This window comes from Pseudomonas palleroniana (assembly GCF_022836895.1).
In the GTDB taxonomy this organism is placed as follows: domain Bacteria; phylum Pseudomonadota; class Gammaproteobacteria; order Pseudomonadales; family Pseudomonadaceae; genus Aquipseudomonas; species Aquipseudomonas palleroniana.
This window is the reverse complement of record NZ_CP092411.1, coordinates 3547561-3570586: the sequence shown is the minus strand read 5'-3', so window position 1 is coordinate 3570586 and position 23026 is coordinate 3547561. Positions and strand designations below refer to the sequence as shown.

Sequence of the window (23026 nt, the reverse complement as noted above, 5' to 3'; positions counted from 1 at the left end):
GTGCCCTTTTATCAGGCCAGCAAGTGCTGGATGTGCTCCTGCAGGGTATCGAGGTCAAACGGCTTGGCCAGGATCGGTGCATTCCGCGTGATCGGGCTGTTGCAGTCGAGGATTTCCTGCGGGTAACCACTGATGAAGATCACTTTCAGTTCAGGCCGCAGCTTGATGGCGGGCTCGGCGATCTGTACCCCGGAAATCCCGCCCGGCAGGCGGTAATCGGTCACCATCAGATCCAGGTGCGGCTTGGTCGCGAGGATCTCGAAAGCCTGCTCGCCATCGCTCGCCTTCAAGACCCGATAGCCCAGGCCCGCCAGGTATTCACCCAGCACGAACATAATGGATTCGTCGTCCTCGACGATCAGAACGACATCTTGCGCATCTTCACTCATGGGAAGCCTTTGTCCGGTCAATTGCTGCTGTTACGACCATGGGGTCACGCAGAGGTTGCGTCGAAGTGACGATTGATTTCATGCCGACGCCGCCAGGGGCAGGCAGACGCGAAACAAGGCGCCCTCGCCTATCCGGCTTTCCACTTCGATAGTACCGCCGTGGGCCGTAACGATCTGCTCGGAAATAAACAGCCCCAGGCCAAGACCGGCGGCTACCTGGCTGGCCGAGACGCGTTCGAACTGCTGGAAAATACGTTTCTGGTTTTCTTCGCTGATACCAATGCCATGGTCGCGCACCTCTACCCGCGCCTCGCCATGCTCGGTGTACACGCGCACCTCAACGGGGCTCTTGGCCCCGTAGCGCAGGGCGTTGGTCAGTAGATTGGTGATCACCTGCTCGATGCGGAACTCATCCCAGTGGCCCTCGACGGGCCCTTCGCTCTCCCATCGCAGCGTCGAACCGGCGGCCGCCACTTGCGGCGCGAAGTTTTCCACCAGGTTGCCGACCAGTCGGGCCAGGTCGAAACGCGCCGGGCGGATCGAGAGCTTGCCGGTGCGGATACGCGACACGTCGAGCATGTCTTCGATCAGGCGGATCAGGCTGCGGATCTGCCGCTCGTCGCGGTCGACCATGGCGTGCATCTTGTCCAGGGTGAACGCCTCGGCATTGTCGCGAGCCAGGTGCATCTTGCGCAGCTGGGTTTCCAGGATCAGCCCATTGAGGGGCGTACGGACTTCGTGGGCGACGATCGACATGAAGTCATCGCGCATGCGCACCGCCTGCTCCAACTCCGCCTGGGTCGCTTGCAGACGCGCCAGCAGCAGCTCCTGTTCGCGTCGGCTGCGCTCCAGCTCTTCGACTTGCAGCTTCATCGCCTTGCTCTGGCGGTACAGGTCGACAAACACATTGACCTTGCTCTTCACCGCGTGGATATCCAGCGGCTTGTGCAGGAAGTCGACGGCGCCGCTTTCATAACCCGTGAAGGCGTAGTTGAGCTCACGGCCGGCGGCACTGACGAACACAATCGGGATGTTCTTGGTCTTTTCGGTGCCGCGCATCAATTCAGCCAGCTCGAAACCGTTCATACCGGGCATCTGTACGTCGAGAATCGCCATGGCGAACTCATGTTCCAGCAACAGGGACAAGGCTTCGTCGGCGCTCAAGGCCTTGAAGACCTGACGGTCCTCGCGCTTGATCAATGCTTCAAGGGCCAGCAGGTTCTCCGGCAGATCGTCAACGATCAGCAGTTTGGCCTGGATAGTACTTAACATGAGGAATTTTCCAGGGTAGCCAGCAATGAGCTTATTTGGCTCAAGGTCAGAATATGGTCAGGTGTATGCAGTGCCAGGGCCGCCAGGGGCATCACGGCAATCCGCGCGTCCCTGGGGTCCTGGACCACGGTGGTGCCGCCCGATTGCTTGACGTAGGCCAGCCCGCTTGCGCCGTCCTGGTTGGCGCCGGTCAACAAAATCGCCAGTAGCCCTTTGCCATAGGCATCGGCGGCCGAAGAAAACAGAAAGTCGATCGAAGGTCGGGAGTAGAACACGCGGTCTTCCTGGCTCAGCGACAGGCTGCGGTCCTGCTCCACCGACAGGTGATAGCCGGGACCTGCGAAATACAAAGTGCCCGCCTGCAGCGTTTCTTTGTCCCGCCCTTCGCGCACCGGGATGCGCAGGCGCCGTGCGAACACTTCGGCCAACTGGCTGCGCCGCTCATCCGGCAGGTGCAATACCGCAATGATCGGCAGGCTGAAATCCTGGGGCAACGGCTCAAAAATATGCAGCAACGCCTCCACACCGCCGGCGGAGGCGCCGACGACGATGGCTTCAATCCCGTGAGCCGGGTTTGCGGCAGCGTCGTTCATGATTTTCGGTAGATCCGCTCTTGCTTGACCAACGGCTCGAATTGTTTGCTGTAGGCGGAAAAATCCAGGGTTTCCTTGCTGCCCAGCACCAGGAAGCCGCGATGACACAGCGACTCATGGAACAACCCAAACGCCCGATCCTGTAGTTTTTTATTGAAGTAAATCAGTACGTTGCGACATGAAATTAATTGTGTTTCTGAGAATACACTATCAGTCGCCAAACTGTGATCTGCAAAGGTCACATTCTCGCGCAGGGTTTTGTCGAAGATCGCGTAATCGTAGGCCGCGGTGTAGTAGTCGGCAAATGACCGCTGCCCACCGGCCTGCTGGTAGTTCGCCGTATAGGCGCGCACGTTCTCCAGGGAGAAAATGCCCTGCTTGGCTTTATCCAGCGAGGCGGGGTTGATATCGGTGGCATAAATGATCGTGCGCTCCAGCAGCCCCTCCTCACGCAGCAGGATCGCCATGGAGTACACCTCTTCGCCCGTGCTGCACCCAGCGATCCAGATCTTGATCGAAGGGTAGGTCTTGAGCAGCGGCACCACTTCCTGGCGGATGGCCAGGAAGTGCGACGGGTCGCGAAACATCTCGCTCACCGGAATCGTCAGGAACTGCAGCAATTGCATGAACGCCGCAGGGTCGTGCAGCACCCGCTCCTGCAATGCCGAAATGGTCGCGCAGTCGAGCTGGTGCAAAGCGTGGGCTACGCGCCGTTTGATCGATGCCCCCGAGTAATCGCGAAAGTCGTAGCTGTACTTGAGGTAAATCGCCTCGATCAGCAGGCGCAGCTCAATATCGCTATCGCTGCTTTTGTCCAAAAAACATTGCTCCACTTAAATGCGTTCCATCTTCGGTAGCCACACGCGAATCAAGGAAAACAGGCGATCCAGGTCAATCGGCTTGGCCAGGTAATCGTTGGACCCGGCTGCGAGACAGCGTTCCTGGTCGTCCTTCATCGCCTTGGCCGTGACGGCAATGATCGGCAGTTTCTTCCAGCGCGGGTCCTGGCGGATCAGGGCAGTGGCCTCATAGCCGTCCATTTCCGGCATCATCACGTCCATCAGCACCAGGTCGATATCCTCGACTTCATTGAGCTTGTCGATGGCCTCATGGCCGTTACGCCCGATCACCACCACCGCGCCCTTGTGTTCCAGCGCACTGGTCAGGGCGAAGATGTTGCGCACATCATCGTCCACCAGCAGGATTTTGCGCCCCTCGAACACCTTGTCGCGGCTACGCGCCGTCTTGAGCATCTTCTGGCGGTCATGGGACAACTGCGATTCGACTTTGTGCAGAAAGAGTGTGACTTCATCCAGCAGGCGTTCAGGGGAGCGTGCGCCCTTGATGATGATCGAGCGCGAGTATTTGCGCAGTTCAGCTTCTTCATCGCGGGTCAGGTTGCGCCCGGTGTAGACGATCACCGGCGGGAACGAGCAGATGTCCTCGGTGGCCATGCGCTTGAGCAACTCGTTGCCATGCATGTCCGGCAGCTTCAGGTCGATGATCATGCAGTCGTAGATATTGGTGCGCAGCAGGTCGAGTGCCGCCTGGGCGTAGCCGACGTCGGTGATCTCGATGTCATCGTCGCCGATCAGGCGGGCAATGCTGTCGCGCTGCAGATCATCGTCTTCCACCAGCAGCACCCGCTTGACCTTCTGGGTCAGCTTGGCTTCCAGGCGCGCAAACACGTCCTTGAGCTCCTCGCGAGTCGTAGGCTTGACGGCATAACCGATGGCGCCCATATGCATGGCGGCCTCGACGCGGTCTTCCACGGAAATCACATGCACCGGGATGTGGCGGGTGTTGGCGTGTTCCTTGAGGCGCTGCAGCACCGTCAGCCCGGAATGGTCCGGCAGGCGCATGTCCAGCAGGATCGCATCCGGAATGTATTCCTCGGCCAGGCTGTAGCCTTCGTCCGCGCCGTGTGCCACCAGGCAGTGGTAGCCCAGCTCGTGGGCCAGGTCGAACAGGATACGAGCGAAGTTCGGCTCATCCTCCACCACCAGAATACAACGCGTGGCAAAGGGGGCTTTGTCGCGGTCATCGGCAAAGCGCGGAATCTGCTCGGTGTCGGCCACCGGCAGCGGGGAAATCCTGACCGGGGCCGGCGCAGGTGCTACCACGACCTGGCGCGGCGCTTCGATCGGCGGGCTGTCTTGCGTACGTTCCACGTATTGCTGCGGCAACACCAGGGTGAACACACTGCCCTTGCCGGGCTCACTGGTCACGGTGATATAGCCGCCCAGCAAGGTAGCCAGGTCGCGGGAAATCGAAAGGCCCAGGCCCGTACCGCCGTAACGACGGTTGGTGGTGCCGTCGGCCTGGCGGAAGGCTTCGAAAATGCTTTCCTGCTGGTCCGGGGCGATACCGATGCCGGAATCGCGCACGGTAAAGGCAATGCTCTCCCCCGGCGCCTGGGAAACCGACAGACTCACCTCGCCCTGCTCGGTGAACTTGATCGCGTTGGACAGCAGGTTCTTGAGGATTTGCTCCAAACGCTGGCGGTCGGTGAACAGCAGCGCCGGCGCACCTTCGAGTATCTGCGCCTGAAAGCCCAGCTTTCGATCCGCCGCCAAGGGTTCGAACATGGCACGCAGGCCATCGACCAGGCGCGGGACGCTGGAACTCTCGGGACGCACTTCCAACTTGCCGGCTTCCACCTTGGAAATGTCCAGGATGTCGTTGATCAGGTTGAGCAGGTCATTGCCGGCCGAATAGATCGACTCGGCAAACTTGACCTGTTCGGCGCTGAGGTTTTCCTGGGGGTTCTCGGCCAGCAGCTTGGCCAGGATCAGCGAACTGTTCAGCGGAGTGCGCAGTTCGTGAGACATGTTGGCGAGGAATTCGGACTTGTATCGGCTGGAGCGCTGCAACTCGTCGGCGCGGTCCTCCAGTGCCGCCTGCGCCTGGTTGAGCTCGATGTTCTTGCGGTCCATGGCGTCGCGCTGGTCGGCCAGGGTCTGGGTCTGTGCGGCCAACTGCTCGTTGGTCTGCTCCAGCTCAGCCTGCTGGGTTTCCAGGTGGGCCTGGGATTCCTTGAGAATCCGCGACTGCTCTTCCAGCTCTTCGTTGGCGGTCTTGAGTTCTTCCTGCTGCACTTGCAGTTCTTCATTGAGCTGCTGGGTTTCGGCCAACACCTCCTGCAAGCGCTGGCGGTAGCGGGCAGCTTCGATGGAGGTGCCGATATTGTCGGCGATCAGCTCCAGCAACTCGATGTCGCGCTCTTGCAATGGGCGCAGGAAACCCAGCTCGATCACCCCGTTGACGCGTTCGTCATTGCTGGTCGGCGCTACCAGCACGCTTCGGGTGGGGCCATCGCCCAGACCCGAGCTGACCTTGAAGTAGTCCACCGGCACATCATCCAGGCGAATCAGGCGATCCTGCTGGGCCGCCTGCCCCACGATGCCTTCGTCGCTGTAGATCGATTGTTCCTGCTGTTCCTGTTCACGCGAAAAGCCATAGGTGGCCACACGCTTGAGGCCACCGTGTTCTTCGCGCACGTACAGCGCGGCAACCACCGAGCCCATGTACTGGGCAAAGAACTGCAGGATATTGCGCCCCAGCATATTCAGGGTCAGTTGGCCGAGTACCTGTTCTGCCAGTTCGGTCTGGCCGTTGCGCAGCCAGGCTTGCTGTTCCAGGCGCCGCGCAATCTTCTGTTGCGACGCGAGGTTTGCGTTGTAACTGTTTGATAAAGCGACAAGATTTTTGCGACCGATATACGCCAGAAAACCGCTCAGGCCAAGTACGAAGATCAGGTACAGCGTGACACTGGTCACGGTCGTACGGGTGACCTCTTCATTGCGCGCGATACGGAACTGCTGCTCCATCGCCACCGCGTTGTCGTATTCCTGACGGATTTCATCGGTCAGGCGTTTACCCCGGCCCGCCTTCACTGCGCTTCGGTAATCACCGCTGGCGCGCTGCATTTCAATCATCGACTGGGCGTATTGGTTCCACTCAATCTGCAGGGCTTCCAGGCGCTTGAGGCGGTCCACCTGTTGCGGGTTGTCCGACACCAGTTCCTGGAGGTTGCGCAGGTCGGCAATGATCCGGGGCTTGGCCACCTCATAGGGGTCGAGGAAGTGCTCGTCGCCGGTGATCAGGAAGCCGCGCATGCCGGTTTCCAGGTCAACGGTCAGCTTGGACGTCTCGTTGAGGTTGTTGATGACCCGGTCGGTGTGCTCCACCCATTGAATGACGGACAACAAATAGGTGATCAGACACACGAAGAACACCGCGCTGAGCACGCCCACGCCCAAGGGCAGCGCGACGTTTCGGCTCAATAGGTGACGAAAGCTCTTTTCATCGACGGACGATGCAGGAGTCATGGGCATGCCTTTGCCAAATGCGGAAAAAAACGGAGTTTGCCCCAAAGTTGCCCGGGAACGCCATTTTTCTACCGCATAACGACGAAAAGGATGACAGAGCGGGTTAAAACCTCCGACCTGCCAACCAAGAGCGGGAGTCGATCGCCTTACTTCTTTTCACACTTCCCTGCGCCGGGCACGGGAACGTCGGTGCTCAGGCACTCCACCTAGAGATGCGCCTGTGAACAGGGAGGCTCCACCGCAAAGGCGCCACTTCATTCCCATAAAGGTGCTCCCAGATGACAAGCTCTGTTCACCACCTGCCACGCGTAACCCCGACGCTTCCCACACCAGTACCCGCCCCTACGCCTGCGCCTACACCCGGCAACGCGGTTGCCAACCCCAAGCCCAACCTTAAAACCGCCCTGGCCGATAAACGAAACCTCATCATCCTGGGCGAAGCGCTCAGCCAACTGGCCAGGCAACTGGGCGCGGACGCCACCGCACCGGTGATATTGGCAGCGCTGAAAAGCACATCGATGCTGCTTGATCCTGACTCACATCCTCCTCAGGATGCCGGCCGGCACGTCACCCTTGAGGCTTTCATCCACCGTCTCGGCTTGCCTTTACCTGACCGCCATTTCGCGCTCGACGGCCTCTCGGACGCCGTTATCGGCCGTGGCCAAGTGCATCCGTTGGGCAACCTGGGCGGCGCGCTGTCGTGGCCTGTGCCGCTGAGCGCCGATCAACAGCAACGCGTCCGGCGCATCGCCATGAGCCATGTCGACCCCCATGGCCAACAACCGCAAGTGATGCAGACCCAGGGCCTGTTGCTGGAGTTCTTGCGACTTCGCACGCCGCTCCCCGCAGGGCTGCTGAATGATCCGGCCAAAGCGCTGGAGGCCTTGATCAGTTCACCCGAAGGGCAATTACTCGGCGAAACACTGCGCGAAACCCTGCAGGGCGTTGCCACCGACAGCAGCACGATGGACTACCTGCTCGCTGCCGTGATCTTGCAACTGGACTCGGAATCCATCACCACACCGCATCGCAACGTTGTCGCAGGCTTCGATCTGGCCCATGACAAGCACCGGGGCAAGCCGCTGTCCACGCTGGTCGATGGTCTTGAACAGCATCTGGTCACGCAGGCAAAGACCAGCGCGGCCATGGCCGGCGTCGCCGCGCATCTGTTGTTGGCCAATCGCGCACCGGCGTTGCTGATCAAGGACATTCCGGCCAGCGTCACCTATGGCAGCCTGGCCTGGGTCAACCTGTCGATAGCCGCCGCCACCATTGAAGCGCAAACGCCCGGCAAGGTCGCGAATATGACCTTTACCGAAGTCATGCTGGCGGCTCGCAGCGCCAGTGCAGCCGACCCGGCCGTGACCCTGCGCGTGCAACGGGAAGTCCTGGTGGATTGGGGCGTGGCCAACGGGGTGCTGGCCAGGAAAGATGATCAACGCTATAGCGCTGATGAGCTCACCGCCCTGCTCGGTGAATTCAATGCACGCAGAGCGCTGACCAGCGCCGCCACGCAAGCCTTGGATGCGCAGATTCCGTCGCGTCGAGAGATGGCGCTGGCCGAGCTGAAAAAACGCTTCCCCGAGCAACAGGCCCTGTTCGAGGAAAAACGGCTCCACATCAGCCGCCAGGAAACCACAGCCGATGGCGGCGTCGGCTATCGGACGTTCGAGGTCGGGCCCCACTCGATGCTGGACATCGCCATGATGGACTTGCCGGACGCTGACTGCGTCTTCACCTCTGACGACACGCGCATGCCGCTGGCGGCCTTGAATGCCAACCCTCGGTTTGGCGTGGCCGACGCCTTCGAGGCGCAGTTCGCCGACGCGGTCCAGCAAAAAAAGGCCGCCATCAATACTTACGTCAGGCACTTGATCAGCCAGGCGCCCCTGGCGGTGCGCGAAGATCTCGAATACGGCAAGATCAGCTTCTTCCAGGAGCATTCACACAGCTTGGGCACGGGGTTTACCGGGACCACGCCACACCCCAGAAATGAGGAACTGCTGGTCGCAGTCGAGCGCGACGGGGTGACCAGGGCCTACGCGATCAGCTTTAACAAAGGTGCGATTACACCGATCCGGCCGTCGCGGGCAAGCGCCCAGAGCCGTCGGGACGCCAGTGTCGTGCACGAAACACAAGCCTTTGTCCCCAAGGGTGACGACGCTGCCCGTCGAGAGGCGCAACAGCGCCCGAATCAATCGCCACCCGACAGCTTCAATTCCGAGCGCACGGGCCTGATCGCTGACGCCTTCGTGCAGCATGTCGACCTGGATAACGAGGCGATCAAACAACAGGCCCGCGGCCTCACCACCGCCGATAACAATCGCAGGCGCGGCGAAGCGGTCAGTGAGGCCATACTGGACCTGATCCCCTTTCGCGCGGCGTTCAATCACTTTCGCAAAGGGCATATCGGCGAAGGTTTGTTAGACCTGGGCATGGACCTGTTCGGCGTCTTGACCGCCGGCGTGGGCACCGCCGGCAAGGTTATCAAGATCGCCGGCACTGCCGCCGCAACCGCCACCAAGGTGGCGCGTACGGTCAAGGTCATCGGGATGGCCACCTTCAGTTCACTCAATCCTTTGAGTGGCCTGGGCGATGCGGCGGTGGGTACCACCCGCTTGATCGGCAGCGGGTTCTCCAAGAGCGTCGAATGGCTCAATCACCTGAGAGGCGCGAGCGGTGGCTATGACTTATTGAAGGCTGCCAGCAAGGAGCATGGGCCGACCTTGATCGGCACATACAAGGTGGGAGGGATCGAGACCGAAGGCGTCGCCGTCCTGAAAAATGATCACTGGTACCCCTATGATCCCGTCGCCAATAAACCCTATGGCCTGCCCATCGACGGTTTTTCCCCCCGCGGGGCACCTGAGCTGCATGCCTTGAATGGGGTGGCCAACGAACCTGCGTATTTAAGACTGCACAACAACATCCTTAACGCACGGACAGCGGAAAACAGACTGGCCTTCAATCAGGGTTATTTGGCCGGACACTTGCACGAACTGCCGGGTTATCGCGATGGAATGGGCAGTTCACAACTCAGGAAACTGGCTGAAGCGCAGGGGCGACTGCCACGTGAGCTGGGCATCCTGAGCCGGGAGCTGAAACTTGCCTATATCCGGGACGGTGAGTACACCAGCGCGTTACTGCGCCATGATGCGACGGGGCCAGGGGTATCGGTGCTGCCCTTTTCACAGGCCCGTTATAACGCACACGTTGACTTGCCCTCCGTCGGCGAGTGCGCCGGCATATCCTATGCCATGGCGCTGGCGCTGCATCTGGGCAGCGAAGAGCAGTTTGTGAAGAACCTGCTCAAGGTGAGCGACAACCCTTCAACGGCCGCCCACACACGATTCGCCACGCATTTGCGCGACCTGCAAGATGCGGTGAAAAAACCCAGTGCCTTCCATTTCGGCGGGCAGGTGGAAGTCGGGTACGACGAGATCATCGAGAAAATGCTCACGTCTGGAAAGTCGATGACTATCAGGATCGGTACTGTGGATCACGCGATGCTGGCTGGGGTGCGGATCAAAAACGGTAAGCCTGAGTGGTTCTTTTTCGACCCCAACGCCGGCCTGGTCAAATTCACAAACTTGCAGTCGATGGAAAAAGGCATGGAGGAATTGCTCAACAGCGGCCAATCCGCAGCATTACACAACACGCGTCGCACGCTGACGGGTAAACGCGCCTACAGCATTAGTACATTTGATCCCGGCCATGTGAATAATCGACCCGGCATCAACCCGGATGCGGTCAGAGAACTTTCCAGCGTTACGTTGTAAACCATCAAGCGCCGAGGCATCCTGCCTGCCTAAAGTCACAGTGCCATTAAGTTTTTCGGAACTTGCTGGCATTGTGACTACTCATTAGTTGAGTTGCCTCAGCCCTACTTGGCCTCTGCACCTTTACTTTCAGGAATGTTCACTATGCCGTCCCCTGCCTCCACCATCCTTGTAGTCGAAGACGACGCCATCGTGCGCATGTTGATTGTCGATGTGCTTGAAGAGTTGGAGTTCTGTGTACTGGAGGCCGCTGATGCCGGCGAAGCGCTGGCCGTGGTCAACACCGACAAAGCCATCCACCTGATGATGACCGATGTCGGCCTGCCCGACATGGACGGCAAGGAATTGGCGACCCAAGTGCGTCAATTGCGCCCCACCCTGCCGATTCTGTTTGCCAGTGGTTATGCCGAAAACATCGACGTTCCCGAAGGGATGCAAGTCATCGGCAAACCGTTCTCGATCGATCAACTGCGCGACAAAGTCAAATCGATGTTGCCCGCCGCGTAGCCCTCCTTCCCCAGGACAAACAGCACGGCCCCTCTGAACCTGGAGCCGTCTGCTAACCTGCACACCTGCGCCACGCCGTTATCACACTGACAGTTCAACTTGTTTGCAGGGATTAACGTGACGTCCGGCGAATAAAACTGGAAACTCGGCGTTTTAATCCCACGCCCTTGAAAAAGCACTCAGGAAGGACGCAACTACATGATTGGAAAACCGACGCGCCTGCTGTTGGCGAGCCTCTCGATATTCATGAGCACCGGTGCCTGGGCCGACTTCACGGCGACCCCGACCGAAGCCCGGGCCATCGCCAAGGAGGCCTACTTGTACGGCTACCCGGTGGTGGAGATGTACAAGACGCTCTACACCCAGGCCGTTGATAAAGGCGGCACCAATTTCAAGGCCCCGTTCAACCACATCGGCAACAGCGCCCAGCTGTTCACACCCAAGGACACTGCGTTCACGACCCCGAACTCGGACACGCCCTACTCCTTCGTCTGGATGGACCTGCGCAAAGAACCCCTGGTGCTGACCCTGCCCAAGATCGAAGACAACCGCTACTACTCGGTACAGTTGATCGACCTCTACACGCAGAACATCGCCTACCTGGGCACCCGCAGCACCGGCAACAATGGCGGGCACTTCATGATCGCCGGGCCTGACTGGAAAGGTCAGCAACCGGTCGACATCGATCGCGTGATCTACAGCGAAAGCAACATCGCCTACGCCCTGTACCGCACGCAGTTGTTCGATGAAAAAGACCTGGCCAAGGTCAAGCAGATCCAGAACGGTTATAAAGTGCAGCCGCTGAGCAGCTACGTGAAGCAGCCCGCTCCGGCCAAAGTGGCCAAGATCGAATGGCCCAAGCCGATGGCAACCATGACCGATAGCCCGCAGCTGTTCCGTTACCTGAACTTCATGCTCAGCTTCGCCGCGCCCCAGGACAGCGAAAAAGACCTGTTGGCGCGTTTTGCCAAGATCGGCATTGCGCCGGGCGCACCGTTCAAGGTCAACCAGCTCAGCGCTGAACAGCGCAAGGCCCTTGAAGAAGGGATCGCCGATGCCAAGGCAGAGTTCGCAGCGTTCAAGAAAGACAAGCTCGACACCCAGCAAGTCTCCAGCAGCGACCTGTTCGGCAGCCGTGATCGCCTGAAAAACAACTATTTGTACCGCTATGCCGGGGCCAACCTGGAGATTTTCGGTAACTCAAGCGACGAAGCCACCTACCTGACCTACTACGTCGACAGCGAAGGCAAACCCGCCAACGGCGCACGCCACAGCTACACCGTGCATTTTGCCAAGGACCAACTGCCGCCGGCCGATGCGTTCTGGTCGCTGACCATGTACGACGCCAAAACCAAGTTGCTGGTGCCCAACCACAAGAAGCGCTACCTGATCAATTCGCAGATGTTGCCCAACCTCAAGCTCGACGCCGATGGCGGCCTGACCCTGGCGCTGCAACACCACGAGCCGCCGAAGGCCGAACAGAGCAATTGGCTGCCGGCGCCACCCGGTCCGTTTTATGCGGTGCTGCGCATTTACCTGCCCAAACCTGAGGTGGGTAACGGTCAATGGAAACTTCCCCCCTTGACGCCTCTCAAGTAACGGGTTGTACAGGAGCGAGCCTGCTCGCTCCTGCTTGCACGCAATAATCAGTGTTTGAACTTGGCATAGGATTGATGCAGATCCGAAGCCCAGGCATCGATCACACTTTTCACATCATCGGCCTTCATGACCTGGGAATCATTGGATAGGGGCTTGCCGGTGCCTTTGCGTACCACTTGGGCGAGCACTTTGCCATTGCCACCGTCGAGGAACTGCGCTTCGGTGCCCAGGGTGGTTTCCTGATCGCGGATGCCGGCGCCGGTACTCACGGCCGCCGCCACCAGGGCCACAGGGATGTACTCATAAGGCTTGAGGCTTTCGGTCTTGCTGCTTACGGCGGTGATGGCGGCACGCACCACAATCACCCCCGGCCCCGGCGCACTCGCCAGCGGCAACGACTTGGCCAACTCACGCTTGAGCGCCTGGTTGTAATAGGCATTGATACCGTCCAGGGTGCCTTGCGGGATTTTAGTGGTTGCCTGGGGCTTGGGATAAAACTGGGTCGGCTCGACAAATACCGCCGTGTAGTTGCGCAGGTTCAGATTGGGGTCGACCCAGCGCATCACTTCAGCGCCCGAAGGCGACTTGGCTTCCTTGAGCTGACTGTAGTCCGATAGAAACCCCGAATACTCGTCGGGTTGGGTGAGCTTGCTTGCGCAGCCTGCCATTGCGAGCGAGGCGATGCACAGCGTGCTGATCATTAGCCTTGACTTCATCATTGAACTCCCTGTCGGTCATCACCGGAATATTGAGCTGTAGGTATAGCCAACTTTGCGCAAACAAGGGTTTCTGCCGGCAAGTTTTGCCGCAGTGCTAGATGCGCGCTCTGTTGCGCTCGAGAGGTCAACTGCACCGGTCATTTCGCAGGCAACTGCGTATGACTAATCCACGAGCGGTGGGTAAGGTAACGCGACATTCCTCGTCAGGAGCATCGCATGCGCACCATTGGCCTTATCGGCGGCATGAGCTGGGAATCCAGCGCCGAGTATTACCGCATCATCAACCAGAGCGTGCGCGACCAGCTCGGCCCACTGCGCTCGGCGCAGTTGTTGATGTACAGCGTGGACTTCGGCCCGGTGGAACAAGCCCAGCATGCCGGGCACTGGGATGACACCGCAGTGATTCTGCAAGACGCGGCGCGCCGCCTGCAGGCCGGCGGCGCCGATTGCGTGGTGCTGTGTACCAATACCATGCATTTGGTGGCGCCGCGCATCGAGGCCGCGGTGTCGATTCCGTTCCTGCATATCGCCGATGCCACCGCGGCCGCAGCCCTTGCGGCGGGCACCCTGACCGTGGGCCTGCTGGGTACGGCGTTCACCATGGAGCAGGATTTTCTCAAATCACGCCTGGCCGCCCAGGGGTTGAGCGTGCTGGTGCCTGATGCAGACGAACGCCAGGCCGTGCACCGGATCATCTACGAAGAGTTGTGCGTGGGGGTGATCAGCGAAGCTTCCCGCCAGGTCTACCAACGGGTGATCGACAGCCTCGCCGCGCGAGGTTCCCAGGCCATCATCCTGGGGTGCACCGAGATCTGCCTGCTGATCCAACCCGAACACAGCAACCTGCCACTGCTGGACAGCACTGAGCTGCATGCGCGGGCGGCGGTGGCGTTTGCTTTACAGGACTAAGCCAAGGCCATCGACAGTAATCCAAGCCATCTGAAGTCAACTGCGGGAGGGGGCGAGCTCAATTAAGGATGAACATTGTCCCTGTGGCGAGGGAGCTTGCTCCCGCTGGGTCGCAAAGCGGCCCCAGCTTTTGGTTTGAAACGACTGGGCCTGCTACGCAGTCCAGCGGGAGCAAGCTCCCTCGCCACAGGTTACCCGTTGTCCGCTCCTTTGCGCAGGCGCGCCATGCTCAGCGCGTCGACAAACACCCCATCGCGCACACCGTAATCGCGCAGGCAGCCCTCGACCTCGAAGCCGAACTTGCGATAGAGCGCGTGAGCAGCTTCGTTGTCGGCATACACCGTCAATTCGACGCGTCGCAGGTTCATCCAGTTGTCAGCCACTTCCAACGCAGCGCTCAATAGCTTCGAACCCACACCTTTGCCTTGCCAGGCGGTAGCGACTCCCATGCCCAAGCCGGCGATGTGGCTTTGGCGAACGCGGGCATTCTGCTCCATGCCGAGGTTGCCGATGACCTCACCGCCATGCACCGCCACCAGTTGCAGCCGCCTTTCGTTGTCCATCACCAGGCGCTTGCGCCAGGCCTCCACGGATTGAAAAGGCATTTGCAGCACCTGACGGCACACGGCCGGGTCGTTATACAGCGCAGTGACGCCTTCCAGATGGGCTTCGGTAAAGCGCTGGATCACGATGTGGGGTTCAGGTGCGTGCATTGTGTTTCATCCTTTGAAAGACACGTGGCCAGCCAGTGTAGAGGCCCAACCCGCCGGCTGGCTAGCGCGCTGGAGCGCTCGACCAGAGCGACGGCCAATCGCCATAACCCACGCCGGTACAGCGCGGCATCATCTTGAATTCGCTGAGCTGGAAGCCCTTGCCGTCATACACCCAGACGCCTCCAGCACCGCAATCACCAATCCCACGCTGTTTATAGAAATAGCTCAACGTGCCAGTGGCTTCGTCATACCCGACCGAGCCTTGCAGCGCCGCGCCGTCCAACGGCAAGGGTTGCAGGGTCAGTGGGGTTTCGCCGTAAGGCGCCTGGCGCTGGCGGCTGGTGACATCGAACTCGCAGTTGTAGGCGGCGCAGTCATAGCGCACCACGCTCATGGCTTGAGCCGCACTCAGCGCGCCGACTTCAGCCTGCGGCGCCATCTCGGTATCGGTCTGCGTGATGGCTTTCACGGCGGCGGCCGCCAAGCCGGTCTGTTCCTGTGCAGTCAGCGGTGGCGCAGCCGGGAACTTGCGCAATAGCGGTAGCGGCAAACGCGCCGGTACTTCACTCGCCGCCCCTTTGCCCGGCCGCGCCAGTGCGGTGACGGTATCCAGGCGACCTTGCACTGCATCCATCAACAGCAGCGAAGCGCTCAGCCCGCTGAGCGATACATGCGCGCTTTCATCTCCCGGCACCTGCAAACGCTGACCGTTGCGCAACCGCTGCAACCAGAGGCGAGCCGGTGCTTCATCGATCACGCCGTAGGACTGAACCTGGGGGTCTTCGCCCTCATCGTCCAGCTCCACGTGCAATGCCTGCGTCAACTCCAGGCCCAGAGGCTGACCATCCAACAGCAATGTAGAAAGGTCCACCGCCTCACCACGATGATCAAAACGCAAACGTGGATACCCCTGCGGGCCGGCCTGATGCCAGATGTGCAAGGTCAGGGAGCTGTAGTCCTCTTCGTCGACGCCGCTGGGCGCACTGAGGGCATGGCAATTGCGCAGGTTGTCGCAGCCGGTCACCCATTGCTTGATTTCCCGCAGCAGGGGCACGGTTTCGGCGGGCGGTTGGGCGAAGGCTGGAAAGGTGGCGCCGGCCAGCGACAAGGCCAGTAATGCGGGGCGTAGCATGGGGACTCTCCGTGTCTGAAAGGCGCGGATTGTCCCATGTTCAGTGCATGGCGTCAGCGGCCGGAAGCGGTTCGCCACACCCGCGCAACATCTGCCGCTCGCTCGCGCAACAAACGCGGTGCCTCGGTGCAGGCTTGCTCCAGGCTCATCGGGCCGTTCGGCAAGGCGAACGCCGCCGCCACGCCATGGGCGTACATCTGTTCATAGCCATCGCCCAGGGTGCCGGCGATCACGATCACAGGCACCTGGTGCCGCTGGGCGATACGGGCCACGCCAAAGGGGGTTTTACCGCGCAGGGTCTGGGCGTCGAAGCGGCCTTCGCCGGTGATCACCAGGTCGGCGCCGCGTACGGCAGCGTCCAGGCCCACCAGTTCGGCCACCACTTCAACGCCGGCCCGAAACTGTGCGCCGAGAAACGCCTTGGCAGCAAAGCCCAGGCCACCGGCGGCGCCGCTGCCGGGCTCGTCGCGCACATCCTTGGGCAGCACCCTGGCGCAGTGGTCGGCGAAGTGGCCGAGGGCTGCATCCAGCTGTTGGACCTGCGCGGGATCGGCACCCTTTTGCGGGCCGAAAATAGCCGAGGCGCCCTGGGGGCCACACAGTGGGTTGTTCACATCCGCCGCGATTTCAAATTGCACCTGCGCCAGGCGCGGGTCCAACCGCTCCAGGTTGAGATGCGCCAGGCGCGCCAACGCCAGGCCGCCGTCAGGCAGCGGTTGTTGTCGGTCATCGAGCAGTTGCACGCCGAGGGCCTGCATGGCGCCGGCACCCGCGTCATTGGTGGCGCTGCCGCCAATCGCCAGGATGATACGGCGGGCCCCCAGGTCCAAGGCGGCACGGATCAGCTCGCCGGTGCCGTAGGTGGTGCTGGAGCATGCGTCGCGCTGCCCTGGCGGTACCCGTTGCAGGCCGCTCGCTTCGGCCATTTCGATCATCGCGGTGTGGCTGGCTGCCAACCAGCCCCAACGTGCCTCGACTGTGCCGCCCAGCGGGCCACGCACCCATTGGCGGCGCAGTTCGCCGTTGCAGGCGGCGAGTACCGCATCCACCGTCCCTTCACCGCCATCCGCCATCGGACACTGGATGCATTGCGCATCCGGCCAGACCTCGGCCAGCCCTTCGGCAATGGCCTGGGAAACGCCTTCAGCACTCAGGCTGTCCTTGAACGAGTCGGGGGCGATGATGATTTTCATGGGCTTTCTCCGGTTTTTATAACGCCCATGCTGCCAGTTGTCTGCGGGGATGACGCCGGTCCGATGCACAAGTGTGGATGAGCTTTGTTGTTCATTCCGACAAAGCCTGGGGTAACAGCTGTACGCCCAGGTAGAGGGCGAGCATGCCGTCCAGTGTCAGGGGGTCGGCCCCGCTGAGTTCGGCGATACGCTCCATGCGATAACGCAAACTGTTGCGATGGATGCCCAGGGCATCGGCGCACGCCTGGCTTTGGCCATCGTGTTCGCACCAACTGCGCAAGGTGGCGAGCAGTTGGCCGTTGCTGTCCTTGGCCAGGACTTTGCGCAGCGGGTTGAGCAATTCGTCCAGGGCATCATCGTTGCGATGACGCCAGAGCATCACCGGCAGGCGGTAACGGTTGAGGGTCAGCAGGCGTGACTGAGGCAGTACATCCCGGCCGTAGGCCAGCAGATCGCTGACACGTCGGTAGCAACGACGCAACCCGGCCAAGCCATCGGCCTGCCCGCCCACGGCTACACGCAGGATGTTCCAGCCCTGGCCATCGAGTTTTTCCAACAGGCGCGGGTTGTCTACCGGCACGGTTGCCGGCCGACACCACAACAGCGAGAACTGCGCCGAGCTGACACACCAACTGTCCGGGTAGCGACTGCCCAGCCAGGCACTCAAGGCTTCGGCCGATTGCCCAGGCCCCAGCTCGAACAGGTACGGCGTACGGGGCATCTGCGGCTTGAGCCCCAACTGTTGGGCTTCGTCCACCAGCCGTGGTGAGTCGCCACTGTCGGCCAGCAACAAGGCGAGCAGATCATCGCAGCGCTGTCGGCGCCATTGCTGTTCGGCTTGCTGGTGGCGGTGGCTCACCAACATTTCAGCGGTCATGCGCACCAACTCGGCGTAGGTGCGCAGCCCTTCGGGTTCGCCGGTAATCCCCAGCACACCGATCAGGCGCTGGTCATGCAGCAATGGCAGGTTGATGCCCGGCTGCACCCCCTTGAGGTGCTTGGCGGTCTGGCCGTCAATTTCCACCACGCGACCATTGGCCAGCACCAGCTGCGCCCCTTCGTGGCGGGTATTGATGCGCTCGGGCTCGCCACTACCCAGGATCAGGCCCTGGCTGTCCATGACATTGACGTTGTAAGGCAGGATTGCCATGGTGCGATCGACAATATCCTGCGCCAAGTCATGATCCAACTCGAACATGGGGCTATTTTCCTGGAAAGCGGTTGTTCAGCGGCACAGCGCAAAGGGCGCTCGACTGTGCGCGAGCACAAAGACAGTACCCCATCACGTCACCGAGACTGTTTGGGCGATCAACGTTACCCTCGCATCGCGAAAAATCATAATAAAGAGAGAACCCCATGTCACAGAGCGCCGCTGCCACACTGGCCACCGATGACGATAAAAACGCCATCTATCAGCGCATTACCCTGCGCCTGATCCCCTTCATCTTTATCTGCTATCTGTTCAATTACCTCGACCGGGTAAACGTTGGCTTTGCCAAACTGCAGATGCTCGATGCGTTGAAATTCAGCGAAACCGTGTACGGCCTCGGTGCCGGTATCTTCTTTATCGGCTACGTGCTGTGCGGCGTACCGAGCAACCTGGCGCTGACCCGGTTCGGCCCACGGCGCTGGATTGCGCTGATGATGATCGTGTGGGGCACGCTGTCTACCTGCCTGCTGTTCGTCACCACACCGACGCATTTCTACACCCTGCGCCTGTTGACCGGTGCCGCCGAGGCCGGTTTCTTCCCGGGTGTGGTGCTGTACCTTTCGCAGTGGTTCCCGACCTTTCGCCGTGGGCGCATCATGGCGTTGTTCATGTCGGCGATCCCGGTTTCCGGCCTGCTCGGCAGCCCGTTCTCCGGCTGGATCCTCAACCACTTCGCCGCCGGCCAAGGCGGCCTGGCGGGCTGGCAGTGGATGTTCCTGTTGCAGGGCATCCCCACCGTGATCCTCGGCGCCCTCGCCTACTTCCTGCTCAGCGATAACTTCGCCAACGCCAAGTGGCTCAAACCCCACGAACGTGAGGTATTGGAAGCCGACCAGGCGACCGATTTGGCGAACAAACCGAAAACCACCAGCGACTCATTGGCCGAAGTCTTCAGGAATCCGGCGATCTGGGCGTTCGGCCTGATCTACTTCTGCATCCAGAGCGGCGTCTACGCGATCAACTTCTGGCTGCCGTCGATCATCAAGAACCTGGGTTTCAGCGATAACCTGGTGATCGGCTGGCTCAGCGCCATCCCGTATTTGCTGGCGGCGGTGTTCATGCTGCTGGTGGGGCGCTCGGCCGATTTGCGTAAAGAGCGGCGCTGGCATTTGGTCGTACCGATGTTGATGGGCGCAATCGGCCTGATGATTGCGGTGAATTTCGCCACCACGCCGGCCCTGGCGATTCTGGGCCTGACGATCGCCACCATGGGCGCCCTGACCGGCCTGCCGATGTTCTGGCCGGTGCCCACGGCAATGCTCAGCGCCGGTGCGGCGGCAGGCGGCCTGGCGCTGATCAACTCCATGGGCCAGATGGCGGGCTTTCTGAGCCCGTATATCGTCGGTTTTGTGAAAGATGCCACCGGCTCCACGGACATGGCGCTGTACCTGCTGGCGGCCGTGATTGTCGCCGGTAGCCTGTTGGCACTGCGCATGACGCGTAGCCTCAGGACCTGAGCCGCTCGTGGCCTCCACGCACACAGGTGCGTGGAGGCCACTGATCAGTAAGTCACTTGAGCGGGTTGCGGCTGAATCGGCAGCCCGTTCAAGACTCGCTGCTGATCCTCGCTGAGCGGACGGTTTTCAACCGGCGGCTTGTTTTGCAGCGTGGCGATAATCGACTCGATCAGATGGTTGGCGCCTGGGAACGCCGTCGGCTGGTTTACTGAGGACATGGTTTTCTCCTTGGGATCATTGGATGAACACTGCCAGGCATCGGCAGTTACAACCTCTGTGGTCTCACCAGCGATTGCGTTCCCATCGACCTTGTCCGTGCCTACAACAGGCCGCCACCGTCAATGTCGATCACGGCGCCGGTCATAAAGCCATTTTCCATGGCCAGCACATACCCCGCCGCCACTTCTTCAGCCTGCCCCACACGACCCACTGGCAGGCCTTCGCCGGCCTTGGCGAACATCGCCAGGCGCTGTTCCTCGGCCAACCCGGCATACGCCGGTGTGTCAATCACCCCCGGGCTGACCACATTGACCCGACGCGGCGCCAACTCTTTGGCCAGTTGCTTGCCCAGCGCCTCGGTCGCCGCGTTGATGCCGGTCTTGATGAACTGGCCGGGCGCCAACTTGCGCCCCAGTTGCCCCGAGGTCAGGCTGATGCTGCCGTGCTCATGCAAATACGGCAGCGCCTGCTGGATGGCGCGCAACGCGCCCCAGAGTTTCACGTTGAAATTGTCCTGGGCCTCGAGCAAATCGGTCTCGACCAGCGTCTTGGCGCGTACCGACGGGCCGGACGTATACACCAAGTGATCAAAGCGCCCCACCGTCGCGAACAGACGCTGCAAGGACGCGGCGTCGGTGACGTCGACCGGTTCGCTGCGCAGACCGTTGTCTACGCCGGATGTCAGCCGACGCCCGGCCAGTACCACCTGTGCGCCACGCGCAGCGGCGGCCTTGGCAACTGCCGCACCGATCCCGCTGCTGCCACCGATCACGATGACGGTTTTACCGTTGAGGGAAGCGTTCATAGAGAAACATCCAAGGTCAGAAAGTGAGCGTTCATCTTCCTCGCTTGGCAATCCGCGAAAAATCCCGGTAAAACGACAAGATCTTTAAAGGAATTTTACAGATGAGCTCGACCCTGGACCTTGAAGTCTTTGTGCGCACCGCCGATAGCGGCAGCTTGTCGGCCGCAGCACGTGGGCTGGGCCTGACGCCGGCCGCCGCGAGCATCGCCCTCAAGCGCCTGGAAACCCGCCTCGGTGTGCGCCTGCTCGCGCGTTCCACCCGCAGCATGCGCTTGACCGAGGAAGGCCGGCGTTATCTGGACAGCGTACGGGTGGCACTGGAAGCCCTGGCGGAAGGCGAACAGGCCATCAAGCAACAGGGCCAGAGCCTGAGCGGCTTGTTGCAACTGGCGGCACCTTCGGATTTTGGGCGCAACGTGCTGCTGGGCTGGCTGGATGAGTTCAAGGTCGAACACCCGAACATCCGCTTGCAACTGCTGCTCAATGACAGCAACGCCGACCTGTTTCGCGACACCGTCGACATTGCCCTGCGCTTTGGCGTCCCCCGAGACTCAAGCCTGGTGGCGCTGCCGGTGGTACCGGGCCATCGGCGCATTGCCTGCGCCAGCCCTGACTACCTCGCGCGTCATGGCACACCGAGCCAGCCGGCGGATTTGGCGCACCACAGTGCATTGCGTTATATGCGCCGTGGGCAGGCCAATAACACCTGGTATTTTCGCCAGGGCACGCACCTGCAGGAAGTCGAGGTCACAGGCGACTACCTGAGTGACGATGGTGAAATCGTTCGACGCTGGGCCCTGGCCGGCCATGGCATCGCCTATAAAGCCGCCCTGGACATCGCCCGCGATATCCAAGCGGGGCGGCTGGTGCCGCTGCTGACCGATTGGCAAGGCGAGCCGACGCCGTTCAACCTGATGTGCCCCCATCGCCTGCAAGTGTCGGAACGCGTGAAAGTGCTGCATCGTTTTCTTCAGCTACGCTGCCAGGCGTTGCTGAGTGCATGAAGAAACCTGGGCAGGGCTTGTTCCAGAGCGGCCCGATCTGGTATTGCAGGCGCTACGTTTCAACGCCACGAGGAGCTTTCCATGATTTACCGCACACTGGGCCAGTCCGGCTTGAAGGTCAGCGCACTGACACTCGGCACCATGATGTTTGGTGAACAGACCAGCACTGAAGACTCGCTGCGCATCATCGACAAAGCCTGGGACCAAGGCATCAACTTTATCGACACGGCTGACGTGTATACCGGAGGGCGCTCCGAAGAGATCGTGGGTGAGGCCATTGCGCGTAACCGCCAGGATTGGGTGGTGGCGTCGAAAGTCGGCATCGGCCCGGCAGAAGGTTTGCCCAACCGCAGCGGGTTGAGCCGCAAGCGTATGTTCAATGCGCTGGAGGCCAGCCTGGCACGCCTGGACACCGATTACCTGGATATCTATTACCTGCACCGTGAAGACCACGACACCCCCTTGGAGGCTACGGTGTCAGCCATCGGCGATCTGATCCGCCAGGGCAAGATCCGCTACTGGGGCCTGTCCAATTATCGTGGCTGGCGCATTGCCGAGGTGATCCGGGTCGCCGAGCATCTGGGCGTGGACAAGCCGATCATCAGCCAGCCGCTGTATAACATCGTCAACCGTCAGGCCGAGGTCGAGCAACTCACGGCGGCCGCCGCCTATGGCTTGGGCGTGGTGCCTTACAGCCCGCTGGCCCGCGGCGTGCTCAGCGGCAAGTACGCGCCTGATGCAACCCCCGAAGCCGGCAGCCGCGCGGCACGCCAGGACAAGCGCATTCTGGAAACCGAATGGCGCGTCGAGTCGTTGCGCATAGCCCAACAGATTCAGCAGTACACCCAAGGCCGTGGCGTGGGGATAGTCGAGTTTGCGATTGCCTGGGTGCTGAACCATTCGGCGGTGAGTTCGGCCATTGTCGGACCGCGTACCGAGGCGCAGTGGGATGCCTACACGGGAGCGCTGGACGTGAAGATCACGGCGCAGGATGAGGCGTTTATCGACGCGCTGGTGACGCCTGGGCATTCGTCCACACCGGGCTTCAATGATGTGGGCCATTTCGTCTCAGGGCGCATCGCCCGCTCCTGATGATCAACCCCTGACGGCGCGCGCGGGTTTGCCGCCACCCGCCCGTGCCGCAGGCAGTGCGCAAAAAAATTCCATCAAACGCTCCAAAACAGCGCACAGCCTG

At 60.9% G+C, this 23026-nt stretch carries 19 protein-coding genes; 7 read left to right on the top strand and 12 right to left on the bottom strand.

Annotated elements, in window-relative coordinates; genetic code table 11:
- Positions 1–11: 11 nt before the first annotated feature.
- From MJP36_RS16285 to MJP36_RS16265, 5 genes are all read right to left on the bottom strand, one after another.
- Positions 12–389, bottom strand: coding sequence for a response regulator (locus tag MJP36_RS16285; protein ID WP_060752999.1), 378 nt, complete (start codon positions 387–389; stop codon positions 12–14).
- A gap of 78 nt (positions 390–467) precedes the next feature.
- Complete coding sequence (locus MJP36_RS16280; RefSeq protein ID WP_161548026.1) at positions 468–1661, bottom strand: hybrid sensor histidine kinase/response regulator; 1194 nt, start codon at positions 1659–1661, stop codon at positions 468–470.
- Positions 1655–2254: a chemotaxis protein CheB gene (locus MJP36_RS16275; RefSeq protein WP_244383451.1), complete on the bottom strand. Its 600-nt coding sequence runs from the start codon at positions 2252–2254 to the stop codon at positions 1655–1657. The genes MJP36_RS16280 and MJP36_RS16275 overlap by 7 nt, the downstream gene beginning before the upstream one ends.
- Complete coding sequence (locus MJP36_RS16270; RefSeq protein ID WP_090371002.1) at positions 2251–3087, bottom strand: CheR family methyltransferase; 837 nt, start codon at positions 3085–3087, stop codon at positions 2251–2253. The genes MJP36_RS16275 and MJP36_RS16270 overlap by 4 nt, the downstream gene beginning before the upstream one ends.
- A complete protein-coding gene (locus MJP36_RS16265) occupies positions 3088–6585 on the bottom strand; it encodes a response regulator (RefSeq protein ID WP_244383450.1) in 3498 nt (1165 codons plus the stop codon).
- A gap of 278 nt (positions 6586–6863) precedes the next feature.
- Between MJP36_RS16265 and MJP36_RS16260 the strand changes: the two genes are divergently transcribed.
- The 3 genes from MJP36_RS16260 (at position 6864) to MJP36_RS16250 (ending at position 12470) form a co-directional block, all read left to right on the top strand.
- Entirely contained in the window at positions 6864–10364 is a 3501-nt protein-coding gene (locus MJP36_RS16260; RefSeq protein WP_244383449.1) for a hypothetical protein, read from the top strand.
- Between the two features lie 144 nt (positions 10365–10508).
- Positions 10509–10871 (top strand): response regulator, encoded by a 363-nt coding sequence (locus MJP36_RS16255; protein ID WP_060752993.1) that lies wholly within the window; start codon positions 10509–10511, stop codon positions 10869–10871.
- Between the two features lie 198 nt (positions 10872–11069).
- The gene (locus MJP36_RS16250; RefSeq protein WP_198761271.1) at positions 11070–12470 is read left to right on the top strand and encodes a DUF1254 domain-containing protein; all 1401 of its coding nucleotides are present in this window, start codon (positions 11070–11072) and stop codon (positions 12468–12470) included.
- 47 nt (positions 12471–12517) lie between these two features.
- On the opposite strand, the gene MJP36_RS16245 is transcribed toward MJP36_RS16250, so the two are convergent.
- Positions 12518–13186, bottom strand: coding sequence for a DUF3313 domain-containing protein (locus tag MJP36_RS16245; RefSeq protein ID WP_104993842.1), 669 nt, complete (start codon positions 13184–13186; stop codon positions 12518–12520).
- Between the two features lie 219 nt (positions 13187–13405).
- Between MJP36_RS16245 and MJP36_RS16240 the strand changes: the two genes are divergently transcribed.
- The gene (locus tag MJP36_RS16240; RefSeq protein ID WP_244383448.1) at positions 13406–14098 is read left to right on the top strand and encodes an aspartate/glutamate racemase family protein; all 693 of its coding nucleotides are present in this window, start codon (positions 13406–13408) and stop codon (positions 14096–14098) included.
- A 191-nt stretch (positions 14099–14289) separates the two neighbouring features.
- On the opposite strand, the gene MJP36_RS16235 is transcribed toward MJP36_RS16240, so the two are convergent.
- The 4 genes from MJP36_RS16235 to MJP36_RS16220 form a co-directional block, all read right to left on the bottom strand.
- On the bottom strand, positions 14290–14811 hold the full coding sequence (locus MJP36_RS16235; protein ID WP_060752989.1) for a GNAT family N-acetyltransferase: 522 nt from the start codon (positions 14809–14811) through the stop codon (positions 14290–14292).
- A 61-nt stretch (positions 14812–14872) separates the two neighbouring features.
- The gene (locus MJP36_RS16230; protein ID WP_104993844.1) at positions 14873–15943 is read right to left on the bottom strand and encodes a DUF1176 domain-containing protein; all 1071 of its coding nucleotides are present in this window, start codon (positions 15941–15943) and stop codon (positions 14873–14875) included.
- 53 nt (positions 15944–15996) lie between these two features.
- Positions 15997–17136 carry a glycerate kinase gene (locus tag MJP36_RS16225; RefSeq protein ID WP_244383447.1) on the bottom strand — a complete coding sequence of 380 codons (1140 nt, stop codon included), beginning with the start codon at positions 17134–17136 and terminating at the stop codon, positions 15997–15999.
- 91 nt (positions 17137–17227) lie between these two features.
- Positions 17228–18334 (bottom strand): sugar diacid recognition domain-containing protein, encoded by a 1107-nt coding sequence (locus MJP36_RS16220; protein ID WP_161548021.1) that lies wholly within the window; start codon positions 18332–18334, stop codon positions 17228–17230.
- 158 nt (positions 18335–18492) lie between these two features.
- Here MJP36_RS16220 and MJP36_RS16215 point away from each other — a divergent pair, with 158 nt between their 5' ends.
- Positions 18493–19803, top strand: a complete 1311-nt coding sequence (locus tag MJP36_RS16215; protein ID WP_244383446.1) for an MFS transporter — start codon at positions 18493–18495, stop codon at positions 19801–19803.
- 44 nt (positions 19804–19847) lie between these two features.
- Here the strand turns inward: MJP36_RS16215 and MJP36_RS16210 are convergent, their stop codons facing one another.
- Both MJP36_RS16210 and MJP36_RS16205 read right to left on the bottom strand, forming a co-directional pair.
- Entirely contained in the window at positions 19848–20021 is a 174-nt protein-coding gene (locus MJP36_RS16210; protein ID WP_244383445.1) for a hypothetical protein, read from the bottom strand.
- Positions 20022–20122: 101 nt separating this feature from the next.
- The gene (locus tag MJP36_RS16205; RefSeq protein ID WP_161548019.1) at positions 20123–20827 is read right to left on the bottom strand and encodes an SDR family oxidoreductase; all 705 of its coding nucleotides are present in this window, start codon (positions 20825–20827) and stop codon (positions 20123–20125) included.
- Positions 20828–20928: 101 nt separating this feature from the next.
- Here MJP36_RS16205 and MJP36_RS16200 point away from each other — a divergent pair, with 101 nt between their 5' ends.
- Both MJP36_RS16200 and MJP36_RS16195 read left to right on the top strand, forming a co-directional pair.
- Positions 20929–21831 (top strand): LysR family transcriptional regulator, encoded by a 903-nt coding sequence (locus MJP36_RS16200; protein ID WP_244383444.1) that lies wholly within the window; start codon positions 20929–20931, stop codon positions 21829–21831.
- Positions 21832–21912: 81 nt separating this feature from the next.
- The gene (locus tag MJP36_RS16195; RefSeq protein WP_244383443.1) at positions 21913–22923 is read left to right on the top strand and encodes an aldo/keto reductase; all 1011 of its coding nucleotides are present in this window, start codon (positions 21913–21915) and stop codon (positions 22921–22923) included.
- Positions 22924–23026: the final 103 nt, after the last annotated feature.

What these genes read in the sequence shown, in the direction of transcription:
- MJP36_RS16245 (WP_104993842.1), bottom strand. Translation starts at nt 13,186, where the DNA reads ATGAAGTCAAGGCTAATGATCAGCACGCTGTGCATCGCCTCGCTCGCA.
- MJP36_RS16280 (WP_161548026.1), bottom strand. Translation starts at nt 1,661, where the DNA reads ATGTTAAGTACTATCCAGGCCAAACTGCTGATCGTTGACGATCTGCCG.
- MJP36_RS16235 (WP_060752989.1), bottom strand. Translation starts at nt 14,811, where the DNA reads ATGCACGCACCTGAACCCCACATCGTGATCCAGCGCTTTACCGAAGCC.
- MJP36_RS16250 (WP_198761271.1), top strand. Translation starts at nt 11,070, where the DNA reads ATGATTGGAAAACCGACGCGCCTGCTGTTGGCGAGCCTCTCGATATTC.
- MJP36_RS16195 (WP_244383443.1), top strand. Translation starts at nt 21,913, where the DNA reads ATGATTTACCGCACACTGGGCCAGTCCGGCTTGAAGGTCAGCGCACTG.
- MJP36_RS16275 (WP_244383451.1), bottom strand. Translation starts at nt 2,254, where the DNA reads ATGAACGACGCTGCCGCAAACCCGGCTCACGGGATTGAAGCCATCGTC.
- MJP36_RS16210 (WP_244383445.1), bottom strand. Translation starts at nt 20,021, where the DNA reads ATGTCCTCAGTAAACCAGCCGACGGCGTTCCCAGGCGCCAACCATCTG.
- MJP36_RS16215 (WP_244383446.1), top strand. Translation starts at nt 18,493, where the DNA reads ATGTCACAGAGCGCCGCTGCCACACTGGCCACCGATGACGATAAAAAC.
- MJP36_RS16265 (WP_244383450.1), bottom strand. Translation starts at nt 6,585, where the DNA reads ATGACTCCTGCATCGTCCGTCGATGAAAAGAGCTTTCGTCACCTATTG.
- MJP36_RS16285 (WP_060752999.1), bottom strand. Translation starts at nt 389, where the DNA reads ATGAGTGAAGATGCGCAAGATGTCGTTCTGATCGTCGAGGACGACGAA.
- MJP36_RS16230 (WP_104993844.1), bottom strand. Translation starts at nt 15,943, where the DNA reads ATGCTACGCCCCGCATTACTGGCCTTGTCGCTGGCCGGCGCCACCTTT.
- MJP36_RS16225 (WP_244383447.1), bottom strand. Translation starts at nt 17,136, where the DNA reads ATGAAAATCATCATCGCCCCCGACTCGTTCAAGGACAGCCTGAGTGCT.
- MJP36_RS16255 (WP_060752993.1), top strand. Translation starts at nt 10,509, where the DNA reads ATGCCGTCCCCTGCCTCCACCATCCTTGTAGTCGAAGACGACGCCATC.
- MJP36_RS16200 (WP_244383444.1), top strand. Translation starts at nt 20,929, where the DNA reads ATGAGCTCGACCCTGGACCTTGAAGTCTTTGTGCGCACCGCCGATAGC.
- MJP36_RS16220 (WP_161548021.1), bottom strand. Translation starts at nt 18,334, where the DNA reads ATGTTCGAGTTGGATCATGACTTGGCGCAGGATATTGTCGATCGCACC.
- MJP36_RS16205 (WP_161548019.1), bottom strand. Translation starts at nt 20,827, where the DNA reads ATGAACGCTTCCCTCAACGGTAAAACCGTCATCGTGATCGGTGGCAGC.
- MJP36_RS16240 (WP_244383448.1), top strand. Translation starts at nt 13,406, where the DNA reads ATGCGCACCATTGGCCTTATCGGCGGCATGAGCTGGGAATCCAGCGCC.
- MJP36_RS16260 (WP_244383449.1), top strand. Translation starts at nt 6,864, where the DNA reads ATGACAAGCTCTGTTCACCACCTGCCACGCGTAACCCCGACGCTTCCC.